The 24505-nt window shown below is 60.2% G+C and carries 17 protein-coding genes and 1 pseudogene; 11 read left to right on the forward strand and 7 right to left on the reverse strand.

Translation table 11 applies throughout. From position 1 onward, the window contains the following. Nucleotides 1-1165: 1165 nt before the first annotated feature. The 7 genes from BV034_RS15120 to BV034_RS15150 form a co-directional block, all read right to left on the reverse strand. Nucleotides 1166-2599, reverse strand: coding sequence for a YfbK domain-containing protein (locus BV034_RS15120; protein ID WP_050027842.1), 1434 nt, complete (start codon nt 2597-2599; stop codon nt 1166-1168). A 44-nt stretch (nt 2600-2643) separates the two neighbouring features. Continuing rightward, nucleotides 2644-3180, reverse strand: a complete 537-nt coding sequence (locus BV034_RS15125) for an RNA polymerase sigma factor (RefSeq protein ID WP_029190555.1) — start codon at nt 3178-3180, stop codon at nt 2644-2646. Nucleotides 3181-3415: 235 nt separating this feature from the next. Continuing rightward, nucleotides 3416-4879 carry a hypothetical protein gene (locus BV034_RS15130; RefSeq protein WP_050027843.1) on the reverse strand — a complete coding sequence of 488 codons (1464 nt, stop codon included), beginning with the start codon at nt 4877-4879 and terminating at the stop codon, nt 3416-3418. A 46-nt stretch (nt 4880-4925) separates the two neighbouring features. After that, complete coding sequence (locus tag BV034_RS15135) at nt 4926-6539, reverse strand: plastocyanin/azurin family copper-binding protein (protein ID WP_050027844.1); 1614 nt, start codon at nt 6537-6539, stop codon at nt 4926-4928. A gap of 317 nt (nt 6540-6856) precedes the next feature. Beyond that, entirely contained in the window at nt 6857-9202 is a 2346-nt protein-coding gene (locus tag BV034_RS15140) for a hypothetical protein (RefSeq protein WP_050027845.1), read from the reverse strand. 106 nt (nt 9203-9308) lie between these two features. Continuing rightward, nucleotides 9309-10970, reverse strand: coding sequence for a hypothetical protein (locus tag BV034_RS15145; RefSeq protein WP_050027846.1), 1662 nt, complete (start codon nt 10968-10970; stop codon nt 9309-9311). Nucleotides 10971-11102: 132 nt separating this feature from the next. After that, nucleotides 11103-11561 (reverse strand): type III secretion system chaperone, encoded by a 459-nt coding sequence (locus BV034_RS15150; RefSeq protein ID WP_050027847.1) that lies wholly within the window; start codon nt 11559-11561, stop codon nt 11103-11105. A gap of 164 nt (nt 11562-11725) precedes the next feature. On the opposite strand from BV034_RS15150, the gene BV034_RS15155 reads away from it, so the two are divergent. The 11 genes and pseudogenes from BV034_RS15155 to BV034_RS34800 form a co-directional block, all read left to right on the forward strand. Next, a complete protein-coding gene (locus BV034_RS15155) occupies nt 11726-12523 on the forward strand; it encodes a GntR family transcriptional regulator (RefSeq protein WP_050027848.1) in 798 nt (265 codons plus the stop codon). Nucleotides 12524-12563: 40 nt separating this feature from the next. Further along, on the forward strand, nt 12564-15584 hold the full coding sequence (locus BV034_RS15160) for an exo-alpha-sialidase (protein ID WP_063768797.1): 3021 nt from the start codon (nt 12564-12566) through the stop codon (nt 15582-15584). Nucleotides 15585-15616: 32 nt separating this feature from the next. Further along, complete coding sequence (locus tag BV034_RS15165) at nt 15617-16084, forward strand: nuclear transport factor 2 family protein (protein WP_265593034.1); 468 nt, start codon at nt 15617-15619, stop codon at nt 16082-16084. A gap of 82 nt (nt 16085-16166) precedes the next feature. Further along, complete coding sequence (locus BV034_RS15170) at nt 16167-16346, forward strand: hypothetical protein (protein WP_050027850.1); 180 nt, start codon at nt 16167-16169, stop codon at nt 16344-16346. Nucleotides 16347-16410: 64 nt separating this feature from the next. Beyond that, a complete protein-coding gene (locus BV034_RS15175) occupies nt 16411-17754 on the forward strand; it encodes an MFS transporter (RefSeq protein WP_081887844.1) in 1344 nt (447 codons plus the stop codon). 8 nt (nt 17755-17762) lie between these two features. After that, complete coding sequence (locus BV034_RS15180) at nt 17763-18713, forward strand: dihydrodipicolinate synthase family protein (RefSeq protein ID WP_050027852.1); 951 nt, start codon at nt 17763-17765, stop codon at nt 18711-18713. An 82-nt stretch (nt 18714-18795) separates the two neighbouring features. Beyond that, the gene (locus BV034_RS15185) at nt 18796-20427 is read left to right on the forward strand and encodes an L-fucose/L-arabinose isomerase family protein (RefSeq protein WP_050027853.1); all 1632 of its coding nucleotides are present in this window, start codon (nt 18796-18798) and stop codon (nt 20425-20427) included. 54 nt (nt 20428-20481) lie between these two features. Beyond that, entirely contained in the window at nt 20482-20856 is a 375-nt protein-coding gene (locus BV034_RS15190) for an arsenate reductase family protein (protein ID WP_050027854.1), read from the forward strand. Nucleotides 20857-20894: 38 nt separating this feature from the next. Continuing rightward, nucleotides 20895-23495: a carbohydrate binding domain-containing protein gene (locus BV034_RS15195; protein ID WP_081887845.1), complete on the forward strand. Its 2601-nt coding sequence runs from the start codon at nt 20895-20897 to the stop codon at nt 23493-23495. Between the two features lie 11 nt (nt 23496-23506). Continuing rightward, a complete protein-coding gene (locus BV034_RS15200; protein WP_050027856.1) occupies nt 23507-24166 on the forward strand; it encodes a site-2 protease family protein in 660 nt (219 codons plus the stop codon). 155 nt (nt 24167-24321) lie between these two features. After that, nucleotides 24322-24505 (forward strand): annotated as a pseudogene (locus BV034_RS34800) (DUF1460 domain-containing protein); the annotation flags it as partial.

Here is a 24505-nt window from a genome sequence, read left to right on the forward strand (position 1 = left end):
ACCTTGGGCGTTGCCCAAGGCTGCAATGATGCCGGACCTTCGGCCCTCAATACTTTCACAAAAGCGAAATGCTCGACCTCTCCACTTTTCCCTGATGGCATTGGTCCCGCATGCGGGACGGCTCAGTCGAATGACCTCTGACGTTGCATACGGTGACGGCATGCTTTCTCCGCAGCCCAATCCCTCTGTTCACCCGCGGGACCGGAGATCCCGCCTCCTTTACCGGCAGACGGATGGCATGGAGAAGGTAGAAGAGCCGTCCCGGCTCTTGGGTGCGCTGGGTAGTGCGGGACAAGAACCGAGACGGTTCTTCTGCATTATGGTCGTGCAGGCTACGGTTCTTCTACCTCCTACCCGGTCTGACCCTGGTTCTCCAGGCCTTGCCAGCCATCGCTTCCCGCTGAGACAGCTGTCAAGCAATCGCTCATTGTGAATAACTTCGGATTTTGTTCGCAACTCCTGCTGCTCTGGCAGCAATTTGGGCAACTTTCCGCTTGCCAATGTTTTGCCTCAAACGGGTGTCATGCAGTTTTTGCATGAGTCGATGCTCGTACCTCCGAAAAGATAAATGTGAAGTTCGCGACACCTTTCATGGTTGGGATCAAACAATGCGAACCCTCAGCGCAAACCGTCCAAACCCTCTGCAACTGCTTGAGCAAGAGGCAAAAAGGATTTTTGCGACATTCTGTAGAAGTGTGCAAGACGTTGAATCAGAATGCTTTAGACAGAGTGCTGTCGAAAAATCATCAAAATGAGTATTGGACAGTCCGAATCTGACTGTGTGACGACGGTGTCACAGGGGATGGATGAATGTGATTTTTCCGTTCCACGCAATTAATCCGGGCGTTCCACGCGATCAAGGTGTCAGCGCAGAACCGGTCTTTCAGAGCGGGCAACGTAGGGGATTGTCACGGTGGGCTTGTACCCGGTGTGAGGAAGATGTGAATAACTTGTGGGTAATCTCGTGTGGCGCGGCTGGTCAAGAGGCCGGGCACTAAAAAGCACCGCTGCTTGAACTGTGCCGAAGCCACCAAGGAACTTTCGTATTATGGGAAGTATGGTGTCCTGCACGCCGGAGGATCTGCCGCCACAAAAGCAAAAGGGAGCCCTCAGCGGACTCCCTTTGCGAAACTGAAGGTGGGCAGTTGCTGCCAGCCGAGCGGCCTTAAAGGCCGGAGATCCGCTGGGCCTGACGAACTCCGTGGATGAACTTGGCGCGTTCTCCTTGGGGATCTGCGCCCTTGGTGCCTTCGGCGACGTCAAGCACGAGCTTGTAGTTCAGTGCGCCGATGTTCTCCGTGCCTTGGAGGAGGAGGCCGAAGCCCACCATGGCTGTCTCAAACACAAAGTCCTCTCTGGAATCCTGCCAGGTCTGGCCACGATCAAGGATCTTGAGCGGGGTCGGATTGGCGACATTGGCGGAGCGAGGCTGCGTCAGTTCAATCGTGCCGAGCGTCACTGGACGATCCAGCGTGGCAGCGAAGTTCCGGGACGGAATGATTTCATACCAGGCAAAGCGGGTGGCCAACGTCCCGCCTGCGGTGGGGGGCATGTGCTTCTCCGCAACGAGGCGATAACCCTGCACGTGGAAGGGGTCAAACTTCGCCACGAGCTGATAGGTGGCCTCATTGACCTCCACACCCGGTTGATCCACCGGTACGCGGGCGACAAAGCGCAGTAAGCGACGGCTGGAGTCCCATGGGCAGGAGGCGATCTCCGCCTTCCAGGAGTGGATGTTCAGCGCGGGTTGCGGATCGGGTTTGCGAAGCGGCTCTGGACCTTGCTTTTGACCGCTTGGCAGCGGGGAGGCCAGCTTGACGCCAGCAAACTCATCCGGAACAGGGAGCTTGGCGGGGCGCAGGAGCTTGGGCTGGAGCGAAATGGCATCCTGCTGCGTCCTGTGAGTCAGAGCAAAGGCCTTCATGGAGAAGGCGGGAGCGGCAGGACGGGCGGCTAGGTTACCTGTGGCGGGAGATTCCGCAACAGCTGCGAGCTGGGCGGAAGCTCGTACCTCAGGCGTCAGCACTACGCCATCAAGCGCGGCTTCCACATGCGTGGCCACCGGGGCAGCGGACTCCTGCGCGACCACCGGCGGGGCCATGACAGGTACGAAGTCCAGGGGTTCCACCTTGTTGGAGGTCGTCGCCACTTCCACTGCGGGAGCGGCCGGGGTCGGCTGGCTGGTCGCAGGTTCCTTGGTCGTCACCAGACTGGGGGAAGCGGGTGTGCTCGCACCAGATGAGGCAGACTTTTGCCCCACCACAAAGGCTCCGACTGCCAGGCTGGCGGCGGCGGCGTACTTCACAGCATTCCACATGGGTCGGCGGTAGGGCTGGGCTGGCGTGGCAAAGGGGATGACCGCGGCATCGCGTGCAGGGGCGCTAGCCATGGCCAGAACGGTCTCGCGCTGGCGGGGGTTCAGCGTGCGCCGTGGGATGGAGGGTGCCTCCTGGAGCACCGAAAGGGTATCCTGAATGAGCTCAAGCTCGGCCCGGGCTTCTGGGGAGCTGGCAAGCCACTGACAAACGCGCGTCGTCTGCGCGGCGTTCAACTCGCCCATGGCATAGGCGGTGAGGTCAGGGTGATCTTCGTAGTTCATGGGATTTGCAGAATCGGGGAAAGGGGATTTGGGGGGGAGGGGCTTCAGATTTCGCTATAGGTGCGATGCATCAGCTTTCGCAGTCGCTTGATGCCAGTGTGCAGGAGGAAGCCCACATTGGTGACACTGAGGCCGGTGACGGATGAGATTTCTTTGTAGCTGAGGCCGTGCTGGAACTTGAGGCGGATGACTTCGCGCTGATTGAGGGGAAGCTGCTCCATGCACTGCCAGACGTGCTCGAGCATTTCTTCCTTGCTGGCATCCTCACTGGGATCGGGTTGCCATTCGTCCAGCCAGTCAAGGTGGTCATCGTTGTCCGTGAGGACGAGACGGTGCTCTTTGCGAAGCACATCGAAGGCTCGATTTCGGCAGACGGCGTACAGCCAGGCTTTGAGATTCTCGCGGACCCGGATGGGATCGGCGAGGTAGAGCTTGAGGAGGGTGTCCTGAACGACATCCCGGGCGCGCTCCTCATCACCTCCCAAGATGCTGCACGCGTACGCAATGAGGCTGCTCTCATGCTGGGCGAGGGCTTCCCGCACCAGCCCGCTGGCTGTTGGATCACTAGGCTGTGGAGGCATGAAGGCATTGCTCACAGCAGGAACGTTCTAGGGATGGTATTATTAGGCCTCCTTAAGATTTCTTAAGAAAATCGGCGGCGTCCTCAAGGGTACGTCTGGATACTCTCACTTGCGCGGGCACAATGGCAAGCCCGAACAAAAAGAGAGTGGATCGAAAACAAAGAAAAACCCGCCCCGACGGCATCGGAGCGGGTTTTGTGGAGTGATGTGCAAGTCGAGCAGCCAGCTCTGCGGGCTAGGACTTGGGAATCTCGTTAAGCGTGTAGTAGCCCACGGGGTGTAGCACTGGCGCGCCGTCCTTGGACTTCACGCCCGGGACATCGAGCTGGTGCACGTGTCCCTTGGTCAGCGGCGTGACCTTGAGCTTCACTGTCGTGCCGTCTTCGGAGACTGAGGCGACTTCCACCTTGGGGAGGACTTCGTCCACCTCAGGGCTGCCGTAGCTGGACTGCCAGATGTAGGTCCAGGCGCGCATCTTGTAGTTGTTGGCATCCTTGGCTGTCGTCGTATCCACCGGCTGGGTGAATTTCACCTCGAACCCTTCCGGGGTCGCCTTGATCTCATGCATCTCAAACGGGACCTTGCCCGTCCAGGTGATGCGCTCCAGGTCGAAAGGTTTGCCGCCTCGGGCACCCCAACCGCGGTCGGAGCCGCCCACGAAGAGCACGCCATCAGGCGACATGCGCACGCCGATAGGGCCGCTCTGCAGGCCTTTCAGGAAGGGGAACACGCAACCCTGCTTCACGCCGTTCACCGTCTCCAGCGTCACGCGGTTCACCACGGAGAAAGACTGGTCAGTGATAAAGAGCTGCTTGGTGAAGGGGCCAAACTTGCCGCTCTCATCCCAGTCCCAGGCCGTGGGGGAGTTCCCCACCTTGGCGTGAGGCAGGATCACTGCTGGTGGGGCGAACTTGGGGTTGCGCTCGCGTTCCTGGGTGATGCGGGTGCCGGTCACGCTTTCCAGGGGCTTTTCACCCATCGCGTTGTCCCACCACTTCAGCGTTTCTGGATGCCCGTGAAAGGATCCCACCAGCAGCGGCTTCAGGGAGCTGGAGCCGTTCCACACGCCCTGGTTGTCATCATAATAGGCGGTGCCATCCGGCGAGAAGCCCACGCCACCAGGTGAGCGGAGCCCGGCTGCGGTGGGGATGGACTTGCCGTCCGGTGTGATGCGCAGGCACCACCCACGGTAGGGGGCATTGGAGTGGAATGAGCCCGTGAGGCAGAGGGTCACCCAGAGGTTGCCTTTGGGGTCGAAGCGGGACCCGAAGGCGTACTCGTGATAGTCGCCGGTGATGTTCCAGTCGGCGTTTACCGTCTCGAAGATGTCGGCGCGTCCGTCACCATCCTTGTCCTTGAGGCGGGATACTTCGGGACGCTGGGTCACATAGAGCCAGCCGTCCTTGTAGGCCAGGCCCAGCACTTCATGGAGGCCGGAGGCAAAGAGCTTGTACTTGGCATTGGCGGGATCCGGGGTGAAGGCGTTGTCCACGATGTACACATCGCCACGGCGGGTGCCGACAGCGAGCGTGTGCTCGGGGAGCAGCTCGATCGCGCCCACCTCGGCCACGATGTCCGTGGGGAAGGAGAAGGGCTCAATTTTGTAGTAGTCAGACTCCTGCGGGGCAGGGGACTGGGCGCGAAGGGCGCCGGGCACGAGGGGCAGCAGCGCTGCGAGGGCAAAGGCAAAAGATTTCATGTAGATCTCGAAAGGGTTCGATGAAGAAACGGAGGGGGCGCGTGGGTTACTTCGCGTTCCACGCATAGGTCAGGGTGAACTCGGCACGGCCGTCCTTGAACTCCACGGGAAGCAGCACTTCCGTGCGCCCGCCGTCCTTGCGCACCAGCGGCTCTCCGCCGGCCACCGTCACCTTCACCACCTTGTCCACGACGAAGGCCTGGTCCTTCGATTCAATATTGCCATTGAGGGCGAGGAAATAGAGCCCGTTCTTTCCGCCAGGGCTGGTGAACTTCACGGTGCGCTTGAGGGAGGCGTTGGCGTCCTTTGAGCTGCCGGATGGCGTGTAGGACTCCTCTACCTGCACCCCTTGGTACTCCCACTTGAAGGTAGGCTGGCGTTTGGCATCCAGCTCATACCCGTGGAACCGGTAGTCGGCATTGCGGAACTCGTCCTTCTTGTAAGCCGCCACCCATGGGGCGGAGCCGGAGTCTAGCGTGCCCAGGGCTCGTTGCTGGCCGAGGCTGGCCACATCGTAGCCCAGCGGTGGTTGGTCGCCTGCGCCGCGGCCCGTCCAGTGCCGCTTGGCGTCCATGAAGGCTCCCTGCCACACCAGCGCCAGGTTCATCTGGTCGGCATCCCAGCAGAGGTTCACCCCGCCAGGGTAGCCTACGGCGATGCCGCGGGGGCCGGAGCCCTTGATGAAGTTGCGGTAGATGAGGGCTTCATCCTTCACCACGAGGGGCAGCCCCTGGTACTTCTGCTCGTCGGTTTCGCGACGGTCGGTGTTGGGCACCCACTCAGAGAGTGCAGTCTCCTTGAACCCCGGGCCGGACCACCCGAGGTAAAACTCCGCCTCACCGCCACCCTGGAAGTAGTGGGCCAGGATCTTGTGCTCACCTTTGGTGAGCTTGATTTTCTTCTCCTTGATGCCAAAGGGGTGGATCCCGTCCGCCTCGATCACTTCCTTGTCATCGATGTAGATGCGGATGCCGTCATCTCCACCGGATACCAGCTTGTACTCCCCGTCCTTGGGGCAGTCGATCATGCCCTCGAACTCGTAGGCGAATTTGTTCTTCTCCTTGTTGATGCTGATGTCACACTTGCCGGCGGGCAGGGGGCCGCCTGCGAGCGGGGTCAGTTTGCTGAAGTCTGGCAGGTTCTTGAAATCCCCGGTGTAGTAGCGGAAGTGGAGATTCCGGATCGGCGGCACTGCTTTGGCCACGGTGAGCAGGCCGTTCATCACCATGGCATGGCCGGGGAAGGTGCAGACGTAGGGGTATTCGCCCTCTTTCTCCGGGGCCGTGAAGCTGATGCTGCCCTTCTGGTGGGGATCCACCATTTTTGTGTGCGCCAAGATGCGCTTGTGCTCCGGGATCCACTGCTTCACCATTCCGGCCTCGCCGAGGTTCCAGGCGACCAGGGCCACCTCCATGCCCTTGTCATTGCCGCCGCCATCCTTGGGCAGGCAGACCACAACGTTGTGCGGGAGGTCGTCCAGGTTGTCCAGCGTGATGGTGACCTTCGCGCCCGGCTCGGCAGCGATCGCCTCCGTGTCATACCGCATTTGGGCCGGCAGGGTCTTGATGGTGACGGTGACGTCCTTCGGCGCAGCGGCCGAAAGTGGAAGAGCCACGGCACAGGCCGTCAGCAGGGTGAGTACAGGTGGGCGGAAATGCATGAGTGCTGGGAAACGTGTCGAGATGGTGCTTTTCTGCCGGGGCGGAGAAAAAGCGATGGATTAAAACGCAGTTGCAGGCTGGAGTCTTAATGGTTGGACTGACATATTTTGTGGACTTTAGGACATGAAAGTATCGGTTTAGGGTGAGCCTGGCCGATAACTACAAGACGGGACTCAGATGGTGGGCAGGGGCTGAGGAGGGGGCGGCGCGCCTCCACACAGCGTCGCCACAGCCCAGCGAAGCGCCTCAACCAGCGCAGCATCTCAACAGACCGCTTGCGGTCCTCTCAACCAGCAACGCGTCTCAACCTCAGTCTCTACTCACCCCGGATGCCCTTCATGATCTGCTCAAAACTGCGGTCGGTGCGCGGCGTCACAGTGTCGCCGTTGCCGATCCGGTAGCCGAAGTTGTCTTCATACACCTGTTTCTGCGCAGGGGAGAGATCACGCATGAACTTGCCCGGGTCCTGCTTCATCTTGTCGGTCTGTAGCTCCACATTCATGGCGGGCACGCCGGTCTTGTCGGCCAGAACCTGGTCCAGGGTCACCAGCCACTCGGCGGTGAGGCGGCCCCAGCGGACGTCATCATCTGGCGTGCCTTTGCCGCCGACGATAAGCAATGCAATAAGCGGTCCGTTGGACTGGATCTCACGCTGGAGTTTGACCATGTCCTCCTTGGACAGGTTGCCGGATTCGATGGCCTGCGTCAGATAGTGTCGGCGTACCGCGACATTCAGCTCGGGATCCGCAAAGCTGCCCAGCAGGTCCACATTGAATCCTTTGTGATAGTAGTGGCCAAACTTGGCATTGCTGGAGAGCCCCAGGGCGGTCTCCACGCTCCGGTTGCGCTGATCGATGACGCCCAGCATGCCTTTGACCATGCCGTCGAAGTTCCCCGTGACCCCAGCTTGAATGCCAGGGGAAAGCTTTGCCTGGAAGCTGTCCTCCAGCACCTTCCGCCTTGCCGTTTGAGTGCCGGTGATGGCGTTGTTCAAAGAGGGGATTTTGAGTTTTTCCAGGGCTTTTTCCAGCTGGGGGATTTGTTCGGAAGGGAAACCTTCCAGCGGGCTCGCGGCTCCGGCTAGGTCGATCGCCAGATCAAAGAGCCTGTCACGAATTGACTCCTTGAACTTCTCGAAGTCCTCGGGAAGCTTGGCACCAAACTGGCCGGCCGCCCGTTCGTATTCATCCACCAGGGCCTGAAAACGCATGACGTGAGAGAGGAACTCCTGCTTGTGCGTGCCGGGCTTCTTCGGGGCGTCGTCCACAAAACCGTCCTCGCCAAAATCGGCGAGCAGTTCCGTGGCAAGATCGGCCAGATGGGATTGGATGCCAGCCGCATGGCTGTTGGCCGATTCTCGTACCCGCGCCTGGGCCTTGGCGATAGTGCCATCGGGGTCCAGTACTGCGGGGTAGGGGCCGTCGTTGAGGGCCATCTTCATCAACGGAAGCGGTGTCCCCTTGGGGATGTGCTCCATGAGACCCTCCAGCAGGACCTTGCGTCCGTCCGTGCCCAATCCGCCCACCACCCGGGCCACCATGGCCCTGGCCTTGTCGGGGTCTGGCTCGCTGAGCATGGCCCGGTTGAAGCTCTGTACCAGGCCCCGGAACGCGAGGGAGACGGACTCCCGGGAGTCAGACACTTTATGGATGGAGTCCTCGCGATCCACCACCGTTCCTTGAAGCCGCCCTTCATGGACGGCGAGGGCTTTGTGCAGGGAGTCGGTCCAGGCCCGCGCCTCCGTCTCGAAGCTGCCCTGCCGGGTCTTGATCTGTTTGTGGATGATGCCCGCCAAATCCTTGAGAGGCCCGGCAAAGGGGCTGCCCTCCACCCCGGCTGAAAAGGCCTCGGCCAGGGCAGAAAGCTCTTTGGAGCTGAGGGTTTTGATCTGTTTGGCGAAGGATTCCTGCATCGCCGTGTCCAGGTCCGCGCCTCGCTTCACCGTGGGCTGCGCGGCCAGCTTGATATTGTTCATATAGGCCTCGAAGTTGGGATGCTTCGAGGCGTTCACCATGGATCCCTTCGGCATGCTGGACAGCATCTTCAGCATTTCGAGGGTGGTCTTGTCCACCTCTTGCAGTGATGCGGAGGTCTTCTCCGTGGTGCGGGTCTCTTTGGGGGTGGTGAGATCAGAAAAGAACTTGGACATGCCCGTCTTGCCCACGGGCGGTTTCCACGCAGGTGGGGGGACGATGGCGGGCTTGGGGGGCTCGTCCTGGGGCGGTACGGGCAGGCTGGATCCTTGAACGCCAGTGGAGGAATCCAGCTCCGGTGCATCGTGCGGATCGGTTCCGCCCACATGCCCCACCTCATGTTGGAACTTGGCGAGGAACTCATCGCCGAAGGTGATGGACTCGTGATCCAGCGTCTGAATGCTGTCTGTCCGGTGTTCGGTGCCCTCGGTGTCCTTCAAGCGGCTCACTCCACCTCCGGTTACAGAGACCTTGAGATTGGAGATGTCGTGATCGCTCTCCCCATGAAACAGCGTGACGTCATACGGCCCATCGGTGCGGTCGGCGAGTCGTGCATAGGTGCCGTTTCCCAGATCCACTCCCTGAAACTTCTCCCCATTGACCTCAATCTCCGCAAAGGTGCGGACTTCGCCATCCACCTTGAGGGTGGGCATGGCCTGGAAGGAGAGGGTGGCTTCGGCAACTTTCATGAGGCGGGGGCGGCGTGAAGAGTCGTTGTAGTGAATATCTAGCCGTACCCATGTTCCCAGTTACCTGAAACTTGGTGACGAGGTTGCCAGAATGGTCGGGAGGAGGCTACACGGCTCGATTCAAAAGCTCCTGGGCAATGACCCCGTCCAATTGCGGGATCCGCAGATAGGCAAGTGCGTCTTGAAGAAGAGGGATCTGGCCTGTGGGCACATCCGTGATCGGTGCGAGGAGATTGTCGAGGTCCTGGGTCAGTTCCGCCAGGCGGTCTCGCACCATGGCTTTGCGGCTCTCAAAATCTCCGGCTGGCGGGAGGCCAAACTCGGTGGTCGCCCGTTCGTATTCTGCGGCGAGGGCGTGAAATCTGACGATGAAAGAGAAGAACTCCAGCGTGTTGTGGCTGGGGTGCTTGGCCGGGTGATCTCTGTGTTCGTGGTCAGCGAAGTTTGAGTACAGCTCGGCTTCCAGACGGGTCAGCTGTGAATAAACCTCGCTAATGTGCGTCTTCCCGGTCGCCCGCAGTTGTTCCTGGGCCTTGGTGATGCTTCCGTCGTGGTCGAGGATGGTTGCGGGAGGTTCGTCTCGCAGCGCCATCTTCATGAAGGGGAGGTCTTGTCCCTTGGCCGTGTGTTCCGCAAGCGCTTGGAGAAAGATCTTTCTGCCATCGCTCCCAAGACCGCCCACCACCCGGGTTGCCAGGGCGCTGGAGTAATCGGTGTCGGTCAAATTCATCATGGCAGTGTTGAAACCCTCCACGAGTTTCACGAAGGCCTTGGATGCTGTTGCCCGATCTTCCGTGATCTGGTGGGTGTTGCCCTGGTGGTCCGTGAATGAGCCGGTTAGTTCGCCTTCATGCACCGCCAGAGCCTTGCTGAGGGAGTCGGACCAGAGGCGAACCTCGGTGTCGAGCTTGTCCCGACGCGCTGTGATCTCCGTTTGCACGATGTCGGACAACTCCGCCAGGGCTTCTGCATTTGTCTCGTTGCCCACGGCGCTGGTAAAGGCGGCTGAGAGGGCGGTGAGTTCTTTGGTGGTCAGCGATTTGACCTGATCGGTGAAGGGTTGGAATGCTGCCTTCTCCGAGCCTTCTTCCTGAGGGATTCTCGCCAGATACGTCGCGAAATTCTGAAGTTTGACCGCTTGGGCGGAGCCGTCTGTTGGCTCGTTTGACAGAGCCCTCAAGAACAGGCCAGTCGATCTGCTCAGTTCTTCAAGAGACGGAGGTGTTCGGTCTCGAGGTCCGCTTTCAATCACGATGCTGACGCCCGAATCGTCGTCTAAACCATCCGAAGGTAGCGGTGGGCCAAGTTGGGGGGGAGGTCCTTGTGGAAGATGAGTGGTCGAACCCTGGTCACCGGGGCCGTCTCCGGGCGGCCTGGGGAGGGGGCGACTGTCGGGCAATGGCCGCACTCCGTCCTGACCAAGGAACTGGTCAAAGAACGCTTCGGTCAGAGTGATTGCTTCGTGGTCCAATTTGTGGACATTGTCCGTGCCGTGGGCGTGGCCCTCGGTGTCCTGGAGTCGGCTGACCCCTCCGCCGGTGACGGAGACCTGCATATTTGAAAGGTCGTGGTCGGGTGCTTCGCTAAAGAGCGTGACGTCAAAGCGTCCCTCTGTGCGATCTGTCAGGCGGGCATAGCTGCCGTTGCCCATGTCAACGCCTTTGAAGGTTTCGCCGTTGACCTGAATATCGGTAAACGTGCGAACCTCGCCATCCACCTTGAGGGAGGGCATGGCATCAAAGGCAAAGGTGGCTTCAGCAACTTTCATGAGGGCATACAGGAAACGAATGTGGCAGCGTGACAATGAAGCATCTTCCCGCCGCCACCCGTGCAGTTACCGGCCAGGCCTCAGATTCTGAAGGGGGATTCCGGTTCGGCCCCTTTTTCGCACTCGCCTGGACTAAGCGCGGATGAAGCCCGAAGGGGGCTCATTCAGTGGAAACTCGGTAGGCGCATCCTGATTGGCCAGCAGATCAGGCAGCCGACGTCGCCAGATGACGAGCACGCTCACCAGGTCCTTGAGGTGCTGGTAGAGGGCCTGTGGTTCAGCCTGGTTGAGGTCGATGATTCTCCCTAGCAGGACTTCCTGCTGGGGTTCATCGATGGAAAAGAAAGCCCCCGCCGTGCCCCGGCCGAAGGCGTTGGCAATGAGGAGGGGCTCCAGCAACGCGCTCCGGCTGGCAGCGTTCAGTTTGCACAGGGGAGCGTAAAGATGGGCGGTGGGCAGCTTGGGGTCAGGTTCCAGGTGAACCACCAAGTCATCCCCAAACTTGAGGCTGACCACGCCGTTTTCATTGAGCGACAGGGTGTCGAGGCCGAGTTGCTTCCCAAGGTAGTCTAACAACAATTGGAACTCCATGCCGCAACCTCCCCGGATGTTCTCTCAAGGCAACTGGATTGATGGATTTCGCCAAAGGTGTCACGCGCATGGAGGGCGAGGGGAAGAAAAATATTCAAGGCGTGAAAGAGTGCTTGGCCTGCTGAAGTACTGTTGGTATATCTCTGGTATACCAGTAGTGCACCATGACCGACTCCCTGAGCGAAAAGGCCTATCACCACATCCAGCGCAAACTCCTCTCCGGGGAGTGGAGCGCGGGGGACGTGTTGTCTGAGTTGAGCGTGGCGCAGGAGATGGGCATCAGCCGGACGCCAGTGCGCGAGGCGTTTCGCAACCTGGAGCAGGAAGGCGTGCTGGAGCAGGTGCCCCGCTTTGGCACCAGGGTGAAGGCGCTGGACCGGCGCGACTTGGTGGAACTGTACGAACTGCGTGAAGCGCTGGAGCCCTACGCTGTTGCTCAGGCTGCCGGGAAGCTGGTGCCTGAGGACCGTGACCGTCTTCGTGCGCTGTGTGCGGAGTTCAAGACCATTGCTGGGGAGCTCCGCCAAAAAGGCAAGACCCGGCCGGATGCGGCCATGATGAAACGACTGATGTCCGCAGACATGGCCTACCATCAGCTCCTCATTCGCGCAGCAGGCAATCGACGCATGATGAAGATTGTGGCCGACAGCCGGGTGCTGGCGCGCATCTTTACCACCTCCCGCCAGGAGCATGACCTCAAGGTCATCGAGCAGACCTACCGCTACCATGTTGAGATTCTCCAGGCGGTGGAGACTGGCAAGGGCGACGAGGCCCGCCGGCTGATGAGCGAGCACATTCGTGCCAGCATGGTGGAGGCGCTGGAGCACTACGACACGCAGAACGCCGCGATTGGCAGCCAGGACATGTCCCTGGGATTGCCGGACGAATTGCTCACCGAGTTTCACCGCATCGAAAAGCAAGCCAAGCCCGGTGCGACCAGACGCCGGGGCCGCTCCGCCTGATGCCTGATTGCCATTTCAGAATTTTTCCTCAAACCAATCCATGAACCTGAGACACGTATCCTCACGTCTTCCCGTGCTTGCGGCCGGGCTTTCCTTGCTCTGTGCCGGGGCCGCTTCCGGCCTGGAACGCATCAAGTACAACAATCCGGGTCTCAAGGTGGACTTGGGCGTCGGCCTGTGGGCCTGGCCGCTGCCAATGGACTTCGACGGCGATGGTGACCTCGACCTTGTCGTGAACTGCCCGGACAAGCCCTACAACGGCACCTACTTCTTTGAAAATGCGACTGGGGACACGGCCAAGAACAAGATGCCGGTCTTCAAGCCGGGACGACGCATCAGCAAGGGAATGCAGAACGTCCAGGTCTCCTACGTGGACGGCAAGCCGGTGGTGATGAGCCCTGGCATGATCCACCCCGATTTCCTGAAGACGGGCATCGATCAGGGGACCAAGATCGACCTGCCCGCCAATGTGCACCCCAACAAGGTGCGCGGAAATATGTGGCGCTCTGTGGACTATGATGGCGACGGCCTGCAGGACATCGTGGTCGGGGCCGACGACTGGACGGAGTACGGCTGGGACAACGCCTACGATGAGAATGGCCGCTGGTGCAACGGTCCTCTCAAAGGCTTCGTCTATGTGGCCCGCAACGAGGGCACGAACGAGCAGCCCAAGTATGCCAAGCCGGTGAAGGTGATGGCCATCGATCGTCCGGTGGAAACCTTCGGCTGGCCTTCGCCAAACTTTGCTGACTTCGACGGAGACGGGGATCTGGACTTGCTCTGCGGTGAGTTCCTGGATGGCTTCACCTACTTCCAGAACACCGGCACGCGGGACAAGCCAAAGTACGCCTACGGTAAAAAGGTCAAAACGGCAGAGGGCAAGTACCTCAAGATGGACCTGGAGATGATCACCCCCACGGCGATCGACTGGGACAAGGACGGGGATCTGGACCTGATCGTGGGCGATGAAGACGGTCGCGTGGCGTTTGTGGAGAACACCGGCAAGTTCGAGGAAAAAGACAAATCGCCGCTGTTTCTGGCCCCGCGTTACTTCCAGCAGGAGGCGGACGATGTGAAGTTCGGCTCCCTGGCCACACCGGTGGGATTTGACTGGGACGGCGATGGTGACATCGACATCATCAGCGGCAACACCGCCGGCAACATTTCGTTCATTGAGAACCTGAGTGGCAAAGGCGTCGAGAAGCCCAAGTGGAACAAACCACAGCTGCTCAAGGCGGGTGGCAAGGTGCTCCGCATCATGGCCGGTCCGAATGGGAGCATTCAGGGGCCCTGCGAGGCCAAGTGGGGCTACACCACCCAGACTGTGGTGGACTGGGATCTGGACGGCCTACCGGACCTGCTGGTGAACTCCATCTGGGGCAAGGTGCTCTTCTACAAAAACACCGGCACCCGTACCGCGCCGAAGCTCGCTGCGGCCAAGCCCGTGGCGGTGGAGTGGAATGGGAAACAACCTGAGCTGGCCTACGGCTGGCTCCGCCCGCAGGGCAAGGCCCTCCTCACGCAGTGGCGCACCACCCCGGTGGGTGTGGACTGGAACAAGGACGGTCTGCCGGACTTGGTGATGCTGGATCAGGAGGGGTATCTGGCCTTCTTCCAACGGGCCAAAGTGAATGGGGAGCTCAAGCTCCTGGCCCCGCAGCGCGTCATGCTGGCTGACAAGCTCAATGAGGGCGAAGCCGGGCCGAAGTTCTTCCAAGCCACTGGAGGTGAACCGCTGTGGATGAACAAAAAGATTGCCGGAGGGAGTGGTCGTCGCAAGCTCTGTGCCACGGATTGGGATGGCGACGGCAAGCTGGACCTGCTGATCAATGCGGCCAATGCCAGCTTCGTCCAGCAGACCACTGCGGCAGATGGCAAGTGGTACTTCAAGGACCGCGGGCTGATCTCGCCCATGAACATCGAGGGCCATGATGTGAGCCCTGCGGTGGTGGACTTCAACGGAGACGGCGTGCCAGACTTCCTGGGCGGAGCGGAGGATGGTTATTTCTACTACCTCAAGAACCCTGGTTCGGCCGCACCGGTCCAGAAGACTCAGGCACCTGCGGCTGGGCTGACCTCAAGTGAGTTCATCTATGATACGGCACCTTTCCCGTCCTGTCACGCCTCGACCATCGCCCGGGCGGCGGACGGCACGCTTCTCACCTCATGGTTTGGTGGTACCGCAGAAGGCAAGCCGGATGTCGGGATCTGGGTGTCCCGTCAAGTCGGTGGCAAGTGGAGCGAACCGGTGGAAGTGGCCAACGGAGTGCAGACGGATGGCACGCGTCATCCCTGCTGGAACCCTGTCCTTTTCCAGCCCAAAGAGGGGCCGCTCTGGCTCTTCTACAAGGTGGGACCTTCTCCGCAGACCTGGTGGGGCATGCTGCGCACCAGCACCGACGGTGGCAAGACCTGGGGTGAGGCGGTACGTCTCCCCGACGGCATTCTGGGACCCATCAAGAACAAGCCCGTGCAACTGGCCAACGGGGACATCCTTTGCCCCACCAGCACGGAGTCTCCCACCAAGCCCAGCAAATGGGCCGTCCACTTTGAGCGGACCAACGACATGGGCAAGACCTGGACCGCGACACCGGCCCTTCACGACGGGGAGGCCATTCGAGCCATCCAGCCCAGCGTTCTCCTTGCCGGAGGTGACAAGCTCATCGCACTGGGCCGCTCCACGCAGGGGAAGATCTTTGAGATTGAATCCAACGATCTAGGAAAAACCTGGGGTGCGATCCGCCTTGGTTCACTCCCCAACCCCAACTCTGGCACGGATGCGGTGACGCTGAAGGACGGGCGGCATCTGCTGATCTACAACCACACCCCCAAGGGGCGCTCCCCGTTGAATCTGGCGATCTCCAAGGACGGGGTGACCTGGCAGGCCGCCCTGGTGCTGGAGAGTGAGAAGGGTGAGTATTCCTACCCCGCCATCATCCAGACTCCCGACGGGAAGGTGCATGTCACCTACACCTGGAAGCGTGAGAAGGTGAAACACGCCGTGATCGATCCGGCAAAGCTTGAGCCAAAAGACTTGGTTGACGGCAACTGGCCTCAGTGAGCAGACTGGGCGCTGTGAAATTACCTACTACCATGACCCGATCCTCCTTCTTCGCCGCTATTGTTTGCCTCGGTGCCTTGCTCACCGGATCCCTGTTTGCTGCTGATGATGCCGCTCTTGCGGCGGTCAAGGCGGCCGATGCGGCCCGTGTGAAAGCCATGCAAGCTCCCACCAAGGAGGCACTGGAAGCCGTGCTGTCTGATGATCTCAACTATGCCCACTCCAGCGGGGTGGTGGATACCAAGGCCTCCCTCATCGACCTCGTGCTCAGTGGAAAGACGAAGTACCTCGGCTTCACCTACGAGAGCCAGAACTTCTCGTTTCCTGCTCCGGGCATTGCCCTTATGCATGGTCGCGTGAATCTGAAGGTGGGCAAAGGGGCTGAGGTTTCAGACCTCGCCATGAGCTACCTCGCCGTCTGGAAAGAGGAAAAAGGACAGTGGAAATTCCTGGCCTGGCAGTCCTGCAGGCTGCCTCCGGCAGAGGCTCCGGCAAAGTAACCGTCAGCCTCGACAGACCTCCATGCGCCCGGCCATCACTCAACAAACAGCTCTTCTCCCAGTCCTTCAGCGAACGCTGGGAATGGTCCTGCTGTCCTGCGTGGTGACCGGTGTCGCGTTGGCAGAGCCCGGCCCCTCGGGCCTGCCACCCATGCTCGATCTGGCGGGGATTGGTACCGATCCCGCCAAGATCGACTACAACCTCCTGCCGGAGGAGATTGACCGCCCGGAGCGGGGCGAAATCATGGTGCTAGCCCCCTAATCTGAACTTGTCAGATTTTATGACATGCAAGATGCGGAAGATCCTCCGCCGTTAGAACGAGTCCATGAGCCATCCCGACACTTTAAAGCCTTCCGCCGCCATGCCCACCAGCCGCTATGCCTGGACGGTGGTGGCCCTGTTGTTTCCTGTGGCCCTGTTAAACTACCTGGACCGGCAGATGATCGCCTCCATGAAGGTCTCGGTCATGCGGGACATTCCCAGCGTTGGGTCAGAGGAAAACTGGGGGCACATGCTGGCACAATTCAAGTGGGTGTATGCTGTCTTCAGCCCAATTGGCGGTTACATTGCCGACCGCTTCAGCAAGAGGTATACGATTTGCGCCAGTCTCTTTGTCTGGTCTGCCATCACCTGGTGGACGGGCCATGTGCAAACCTTTGATGAATTGCTCCTGGCACGTTCGCTCATGGGCATCAGCGAGGCTTTCTATATCCCGGCGGCGCTGGCGCTCATCGCCGACCATCATGGCATGCTCACCCGGTCCCGGGCGGTGAGCATCCATCAGATGGGGATCTATTGTGGCGTGATCGTCGGGGGCTTCGCGGGGTATTTGGCGGATGCCCCGTCATTGGGCTGGCGGTTTGCCTTTGATATCACAGGACTGATGGGGGTGCTGTACGCGGTGCCGCTGCTGATGTTGCTAAAGGACAAATGGCGCGGCGGAGAAGTGACCATTCCAGCCGGGGTATCGACGGATCAGAGGGCTACATCGCGTGGTTTCGTCCGTTCGCTCGTTGACGAGGTCGTCAAAATCCTGCGCACGCTTTGGACGCTTTTCAGCAACCTGTCCTTTATCCTGCTGGTACTGTATTTCACCCTGCCGGCAATTGCCGCCTGGGTGGTTCGGGACTGGATGCCTGCCATTTTGCAGAAGGAGTTCAACATCAGCCAGGGGCATGCAGGGGTCTCGGCTGCTCTCTACTGGCAGGCCGCCGCACTTGTCGCCGCAGTGGGGGCGGGAGTGCTGGCTGACCGATGGATGCGACGCACGGACCGGGGGCGCATCTATGTCAGCGCGCTGGGCATGCTGTTGATCGTGCCGGCCCTCTACAGTGTGGGGAATGCCCCGTCCGCCGGATCTTTTCCCCTGGCCATTTTCGGACTGATCCTCTTTGGCATTGGCTGGGGCTTCTTTGACTGCAACAACATGCCGATCCTTTCCCAGGTGGTGGGCCCCAATCTAAGGGCAACCGGATATGGCATCATGAACTTCGTGAGCATGATGGCGGGCGGGATTGCGGACTGGACCTTTGGCATCATGCGCGACCGGGGCGTCGCCCTCAATTCGATCTTCACAAGTTTTGCCGGCGTGTGTGTCCTGTCCACGATTCTTGTTCTGCTGATCCGGCCGCGAGATACCGGTGAAAACCGGTCCCAGGCGTCCCCCTGACTTATTCCATGAACACTGTGCCTCCCGCCGCCTTTCACGGCATCATCCCTCCCATCATCACTCCGCTCAAAGACCGCGACACGCTGGATGTGGCGGGGCTGGAAAACTTGATCGAGCACCTCGTGAGAGGCGGAGTGCATGGCATCTTTGCGCTCGGTACCACCGGTGAGGCCCCTAGCCTGAGCTATCGACTGAGGCGGGAGATGGTGGAGCGCACCTGCAAGCAGGTGGCGGGGCGGGTGCCGGTGCTGGTGGGCATCACGGACACTTCCTTTGTGGAATCGGTGAATCTTGCTCAGCACTCGGCCGAGCAGGGAGCTGCCGCGGTGGTGCTCTCGGCTCCTTACTACTTCCCGGTGGGGCAGCCGGAATTGACCGAGTACGTCGAGGACCTGGTGCCGGAGCTCCCATTGCCAGTCTTCCTCTACAACATGCCCAGCCACACCAAGGTGACCTTTGAGCTGAGCACCGTGCGCCGGGCTATGGACCTGCCCGGGGTGGTGGGCATGAAGGACAGTTCGGGCAACATGGTTTATTTCCACCAACTCGTTCGGGAGCTGGAGCATCGTCCGGACTGGAGCCTGCTGGTGGGACCGGAAGAGTTGCTCGGGGAGAGCGTGCTTCTGGGCGGGCACGGCGGCGTGTGTGGTGGAGCGAATCTCTGCCCGAAGCTCTACGTGGCACTCTATGATGCGGCTCAGAAACGGGATGTGACGCGGGTGATGGAGCTCCACGCTCAAGTGATGCGGATCTCCGGCAGCATCTACAAGGTGGGCCGCCACGGATCTGCCTTCATCAAGAGTGTGAAGTGCGCACTGAGCGTGCTAGGCGTATGTGATGACTTCCTGGCGGAGCCGTTTCACCGTTTCCGCGATGAAGAGCGGCTGCGTGTCGGGGCGTACTTGGAGGAGTTTGGGATCACCCGGGAGCGCGCATGGCCGGCCGAGGTGGAGGTGTAGGAGGGAATGAGGAATTAACCACAGAGGCACAGTGCGCACAGAGGTGGCGCTGAGCCTGAGCTCAAGTTAGACTGTTTTGATCATGAAAAAAGTGTTGAACAATGATGAGGCGAAGGTGGTGCAACTGGTGGCGAGCGGGGACTTGAGGCTCTCGGCCAACCAGACTTGCTGGGCTGCGCAGGATGCCATGGAAATGGCACTGGCGGAGGCCGTGGCAGCGGAGGGCTTTGATCTGGTGCGTGCTCATCCCTATAAGGAGGATGAGGGGCACGGGTTCATCGCGTCCCAGCGCGAGGGGATTGAGGTGTTTCGCAACGTGGATGCGGATGCTCCGCTCATCGTGGCAGAGGCCGTCTGGCAGTACTCCCACCATGTGCTGGCGGGCTTGACGACTCATCGTGGGCCGATCCTTACGGTGGCGAACTGGTCCGGGCAATGGCCGGGGTTGGTGGGCATGCTCAACTTGAATGGCTCACTGACCAAGGCAGGGGTGGCGTACTCCACGTTGTGGAGCGAAGACTTCACAGACGACTTCTTCCGCACGGAACTGCGGCGCTGGCTGAAGACCGGCAAGGTGAAGCAGGATCTCTCCCATGTGCGCCCGCTCGAAGACGTGACCGTGCCGCCAAAGTCCGCGCAACTGGGTGGACAGCTGGCGGCCGAACTCCGGCTTCAGAAGGCCATCATGGGTGTGTTCGATGAAGGCTGTATGGGCATGTTCAACGCGATCATCCCAGACCATGCCCTGCACGGGTGTGGTGTTTTCAAGGAGCGGCTCAGCCAGTCCAGTCTCTACTATGAGACCACCCAGACCTCCGAGGCCGAGGCCCGGGAAGTGTATGCGTGGCTCGTGAAGAAGGGGATGAAGTTTCATTTTGGCAAGGACCACGCGACAGACCTGACCGAGGCCCAGGTGCTGAAGCAGTGTCAGATGTACATTGCCGCCGTGCGGCTCGCGGATGACTTCGGCTGCGACACTATAGGCATCCAGTACCAACAGGGGCTGAAGGATCTCCTGCCGGCGAGCGATCTCGTGGAAGGCATCCTCAACAACAGCGACCGCCCGCCAGTGAAATCGCGTGATGGCAAGCGAGTGCTCTACAAGGGAGAGCCGCTGGTGCACTTCAACGAAGTGGATGAATGCGCGGGGCTGGATGGTCTTATGACCTGCCGGGTGCATCAGGCTCTGGGGCAGCCGGTGGAAAGCACTTTGCACGACATACGGTGGGGCGAGGCTTATGGCGGTGACTATGTCTGGGTGTTGCTGATCAGCGGTGCGGCACCACCCGCCCATTTCATCAAGGGCTGGAAGGGGGCCGAGGGCTTCCGCCAGCCGCCGATGTATTTCCCGAACGGCGGCAGCACGCTCCGGGGAATTTCCAAGCCGGGTGAGATTGTCTGGTCCCGTATCTACGTCGAGAATGAGTCATTGCACATGGACATTGGTCGCGGAGCGGTGGTGGAATTGCCGAAGGAGGAGACCGAGCGGCGCTGGCAGAACACCACGCCGCAGTGGCCCATTATGCACGCCGTGACCTATGGTGTCTCGCGGGACCAGTTGATGGCCAAGCACCAGGCCAACCACATTCAGGTGGCCTATGCCGACGACGCCAAGTCAGCCGACGCCTGCCTGCTGGCCAAGGCAGCGTTTGCCAATGAGCTTGGCATGAAGGTGAATGTGTGCGGCGGGCGGACTCGCAAGAAGGGATGGTGAACCGGTTTGGAGCATTCGCTGAATATCCTTGAGCCACTCGTTTCAATGCGTAGCATGGGCACCTTCCCCATGCTCAAGATCTACACCTATGCCGGATGCTCCACCTGCAAGAATGCCACGAAATGGCTGAAGCAGCAGGGCATCCCTTTTGACGAGAAGCCCATCCGTGAGACGCCGCCTACGGTGGCAGAGCTGAAGGTCGTGCTGAAGGCGAAGGGTGGGGATCTCCGGCCGCTCTTCAATACTTCTGGCCAGGACTACCGGGCCATGGGGATCAAAGACAAGCTCCCGGGATTGAGCGAAGAGGAGGCATTGCAACTCCTGGCCAGCCACGGGAATCTGGTGAAGCGTCCCTTCGCGCTGGACAAGAGCGCAGGTGTGGCGCTTGTGGGATTCAAAGAGGACGAGTGGGCAAAAGTCCTGGCCTGAGCTCTTGTGTTTCCAGCGGGATTTGAGCAAGATGCGGCATGCATCTTTCCTCATTCCGTGCTTTTGGCTGTATGGCCCTTCTGGGGCTGGGGGGCGGCATCGCTGTCGCCCAGAGTACGACCACTCCGGGACAGCCGGGGTGGTTTCCGTTTACCATCAGCACGCAGGATGCTTCGCCCAGTCCCATCGATCTCTCTGCCCTGAATGAAAAGCCGGCGGGGGCTTCAGGCATTCTGAAGGTGGATGGGGAGTGGCTGGTGGATGGTAAGGGGCGCAAGGTGCGCCTCTTCGGAACCAATTTCTGCGGCACCGCATGCTTCCCACCTGAGGAACTGGCTCCTCAAATCGCTGCCCACTTGGCCAAGAACGGCGTGAACGTTGTGCGTCTCCACCACATGGACAACGATTGGGGGAAGGGGAGTTCGATCATTGGCGACAACGAGGCCACCACGCTCAACGAGCAGAACCTTGCCCGCATGGACAAGCTGGCGGCAGAGTTGATCGCTCATGGCATTTATCTTAACATTAACCTGCACGTCAGCCGAACCTATCCTGGCACGCCCAAAGGAGCGCCCAGCTATAGCAAAGGGCTGGATCACTACCACCGGCCTTTCATTGCGCAGTTTCAGGCCTTCGCCAAGACGCTGCTCAATCACGTGAATCCGCACACGGGTCGTGCCTACAAGGACGAACCCGGCGTCGCGGTGATCGAGATGAACAATGAAAACTCGATTTTGCTCAATCCCTGGTGGACGGCCAGCTTGCCGGAGCCTTTCAAAGGAGAGCTGCAGGGGATGTTCCTCAAATACCTGAAGGGGCAGTACAAAGACACGGCGGCGCTCCAGACCGCCTGGGGTGTGAATGACGGCAGCACCGGGCCGGAACTGATCAAGAACGGTTCCTTCACGGACGGGGCCAAGGAATGGTTCGTGGAAGCTACCAATGGTGCCCAGGCCACCGCGAAGGCGGCAGGGGACGGAGCCGTGCGCTGGACGAGTACCGCGATTGGGAGTGTGCCGTGGAGTCTGCAATTCTATCAGGTCGGGCTGAATCTGGACGAGAAGGCCAGCTATCGTGTCACCTTCAAGGCGCGGTCCCAGGACAAGAGCACCATCAGCGTCATCGCGATGAATTCCGCCGCCCCGTGGGCCCAGCTTGGCCTCAGCGAGAACGTGACCCTCACCCCCGAGTGGGAGGAGTATCACCTTGATTTCGCCCCGCATTCTGTGTTGCCAGATGGTAAGAACCGTGTCGGGTTCGGCCTGCTCAACAAGATTACCACCGTGGAGCTCAAGGACATCCGCCTGCATACGGTGCCTAATGGTTTCCTGAAACCGGATCAGACATTGGAGGCTGGCACCATCCCCATCCCGGAGCGCAGTGCCAATGTGGCGGTGCGCCGGGATTTCATCGCCTTTCTGGCGGATCTGGAGATCGAGCACGCGCTGGAGATGAAGAAGTTCATCCGTGAGGAGATCGGAGCCAAACAGATGATCACGCATTCGCAGTTGCTCTTCGGCGGCATTGCCGGGGCGCGTCGTGAGTTCGCGGTGAGCGACCTGGTGGACACGCACGGCTACTGGCATCATCCCTCTTTCCCACGGAAGTCCTGGGACATGAACGACTGGTATGTGAACAACGTCTCTCAAGTCGTGGAGAAGAGCGGAGGCACCCTGGCGGAGATCGCCATGCAGCGTCCCGTGGGCAAGCCCTATAGCTTGAGCGAGTATGATGTGCCGGCCCCCAACGACTATGCCGCGGAGACGTTCCCTCTGCTTTCCGCCATGGCTTCCGTGCAGGACTGGAGTGCGGTGTATCACTTCGCTTTCAAGCACAACACTCCCTATGACAGCGATCGCATCACGAGCTTCTTCGATCTGCCTGGACATCCGGCCAAACAGGCAATGATGCCCATCGCCGCTCTGGTCTATCGGAAGGGCCTGATTACCCCCTTCAGCCGGGGCTCGACCTTGAAGCTTGGCAAAGGCCCCATCCTCGACTACGCAGGTGAGAAAGCAGGGGACGTGTGGGGAAGCTGGCGTCCCGTGTGGGATAAGGTGGGCAAGTCCGGGGCCATCGCGTGGACAGAGCGTGTGGGCATGCAGTTGAGCGAAGACAATGCCTGGGAACTCACCCCCTTCGTGGGAATGTTGAGAAAGGGTGGCGACACGGTGAAGGTGAATTGGGTCGCTGAGGGGAAAAACGCCGAGTTGAGCGTGGTGGACCGCAAAGCGGTGGTTTTCAGTGGAACCCTGGGATCGGGCAAACAGGAGCTCGGGGCCATCTCGGTGGCGCTGGAGAACGATTCGCCTGCCAGCAATGTGACCCTGATGGCCGCAGCTCTGGACGACAAATCCCTGGCCGACTCCAAACGCATCTGGCTCGCCGTGGTGAGCCGCGCAGAAAATGTCGGGATGGGGTGGGATGCCAACCGCACCACCGTGGGAACGAAGTGGGGCAAGGGGCCTGCGGAAGTCCTGGGGGTGAAGGCCGTGGTGGGCCTGCCCGATGGGGGCAAGTGGAAGGTGCAGGCTCTGGACGCGAAAGGAAATCCGCAGCAGGAGGTGCCGACGGAAGGAGGGAGCTTCAAACTGTCGCCTGATCAGAAGACGGTGTGGTGGTTGTTGACGAGGCAGTAGAGGAGAGAAGTATGAGCGCTGCGGAACTCGTTGTTTGTACCGGTCTCACCTATGTTTGCTGCTGCCTGGTCTATACCGGGGCTCAATGGCTGGCACTTCGTCTCGCGCGAGTGCCAGTCACGAGGGTTCAGCTATTCTTTGGTAAAGAGCTGCTCAGTTTTAGCAAGGGTGACCTGACTTTGGCGGTCGGGTTCATTCCTTTGGGGAGTTTTCTGACGCAAGACCGGACGGTGTACAATGCCCAGTCCCTTGGGTTGCGTATTGCGCTTCCATTCGCCGGCCCGTTGGCACTTTCTGTTTTCGGTTTGCTGGCACTTGGTTGGAACTCGTGGGGGCACCAAATTCTAACTGGGTATTGGCAGTTGCCATGGGAAGCGTTGCATCCCAAAACAGAGGCGCAGGCACTGATTGCGGCCCTGCACCAGCTTGCTGACCAGTCCATTCAATCGTTCGTTGGAGTGATCGTTGTGAAAACCCTGGCTATGAACTTGCTTCCCACCGCCTTTACCCCGGTGGGCGGGATCTTCGTCGAGCCATTCAAGCCTGAAGAAGATCGCCAGTTGCCACGAGTGGTGAATACCTACCTGGTGGTCAGCGCTTTGGCGTCCTATGCGATGATGGGCATGTGGATTTATGCCGTGGGTGCATACGTTTGGAAAGCTGGCCAATAGGATGGGTTTTGCCTCGAATTGAGCAAATGCCCTCCGCGTCTGTCCACCAGTGATTCGCCGCATTCTTGCGGCTGGCATCCATCTTTCCTGGGCCTCCCAGCCTCAACCTATCAATGCTTCCTACGGCACCTCCCAACCGCGCAAGCTCTCTCACGATGTCCTCTTTCGATCGCCGCGATTTCTGCACCCTCGTTGCCGCCAACTTCTGCGCTCTGCTGCTTTCGCAGTGCGCCTCTCCGCCGCCACCGCCTCCGGCGCCGATCATCCCAGTGACGTCCGTCCCGCCAGGCGGCGTTCCCGCGCCTCAGCCCGCCCCGGTGTACAACGGTCGGCTGCCCT

Source organism: Verrucomicrobium sp. BvORR034, from assembly GCF_000739635.1.
GTDB lineage: Bacteria > Verrucomicrobiota > Verrucomicrobiia > Verrucomicrobiales > Verrucomicrobiaceae > Verrucomicrobium.

What these genes read in the sequence shown, in the direction of transcription:
- BV034_RS15150 (WP_050027847.1), bottom strand. Translation starts at nt 11,561, where the DNA reads ATGGAGTTCCAATTGTTGTTAGACTACCTTGGGAAGCAACTCGGCCTC.
- BV034_RS15170 (WP_050027850.1), top strand. Translation starts at nt 16,167, where the DNA reads ATGGTCCTGCTGTCCTGCGTGGTGACCGGTGTCGCGTTGGCAGAGCCC.
- BV034_RS15195 (WP_081887845.1), top strand. Translation starts at nt 20,895, where the DNA reads ATGCATCTTTCCTCATTCCGTGCTTTTGGCTGTATGGCCCTTCTGGGG.
- BV034_RS15185 (WP_050027853.1), top strand. Translation starts at nt 18,796, where the DNA reads ATGAAAAAAGTGTTGAACAATGATGAGGCGAAGGTGGTGCAACTGGTG.
- BV034_RS15120 (WP_050027842.1), bottom strand. Translation starts at nt 2,599, where the DNA reads ATGAACTACGAAGATCACCCTGACCTCACCGCCTATGCCATGGGCGAG.
- BV034_RS15160 (WP_063768797.1), top strand. Translation starts at nt 12,564, where the DNA reads ATGAACCTGAGACACGTATCCTCACGTCTTCCCGTGCTTGCGGCCGGG.
- BV034_RS15190 (WP_050027854.1), top strand. Translation starts at nt 20,482, where the DNA reads ATGGGCACCTTCCCCATGCTCAAGATCTACACCTATGCCGGATGCTCC.
- BV034_RS15130 (WP_050027843.1), bottom strand. Translation starts at nt 4,879, where the DNA reads ATGAAATCTTTTGCCTTTGCCCTCGCAGCGCTGCTGCCCCTCGTGCCC.
- BV034_RS15140 (WP_050027845.1), bottom strand. Translation starts at nt 9,202, where the DNA reads ATGAAAGTTGCCGAAGCCACCCTCTCCTTCCAGGCCATGCCCACCCTC.
- BV034_RS15145 (WP_050027846.1), bottom strand. Translation starts at nt 10,970, where the DNA reads ATGAAAGTTGCTGAAGCCACCTTTGCCTTTGATGCCATGCCCTCCCTC.
- BV034_RS15175 (WP_081887844.1), top strand. Translation starts at nt 16,411, where the DNA reads ATGAGCCATCCCGACACTTTAAAGCCTTCCGCCGCCATGCCCACCAGC.
- BV034_RS15135 (WP_050027844.1), bottom strand. Translation starts at nt 6,539, where the DNA reads ATGCATTTCCGCCCACCTGTACTCACCCTGCTGACGGCCTGTGCCGTG.
- BV034_RS15200 (WP_050027856.1), top strand. Translation starts at nt 23,507, where the DNA reads ATGAGCGCTGCGGAACTCGTTGTTTGTACCGGTCTCACCTATGTTTGC.
- BV034_RS15180 (WP_050027852.1), top strand. Translation starts at nt 17,763, where the DNA reads ATGAACACTGTGCCTCCCGCCGCCTTTCACGGCATCATCCCTCCCATC.
- BV034_RS15165 (WP_265593034.1), top strand. Translation starts at nt 15,617, where the DNA reads ATGACCCGATCCTCCTTCTTCGCCGCTATTGTTTGCCTCGGTGCCTTG.
- BV034_RS15125 (WP_029190555.1), bottom strand. Translation starts at nt 3,180, where the DNA reads ATGCCTCCACAGCCTAGTGATCCAACAGCCAGCGGGCTGGTGCGGGAA.
- BV034_RS15155 (WP_050027848.1), top strand. Translation starts at nt 11,726, where the DNA reads ATGACCGACTCCCTGAGCGAAAAGGCCTATCACCACATCCAGCGCAAA.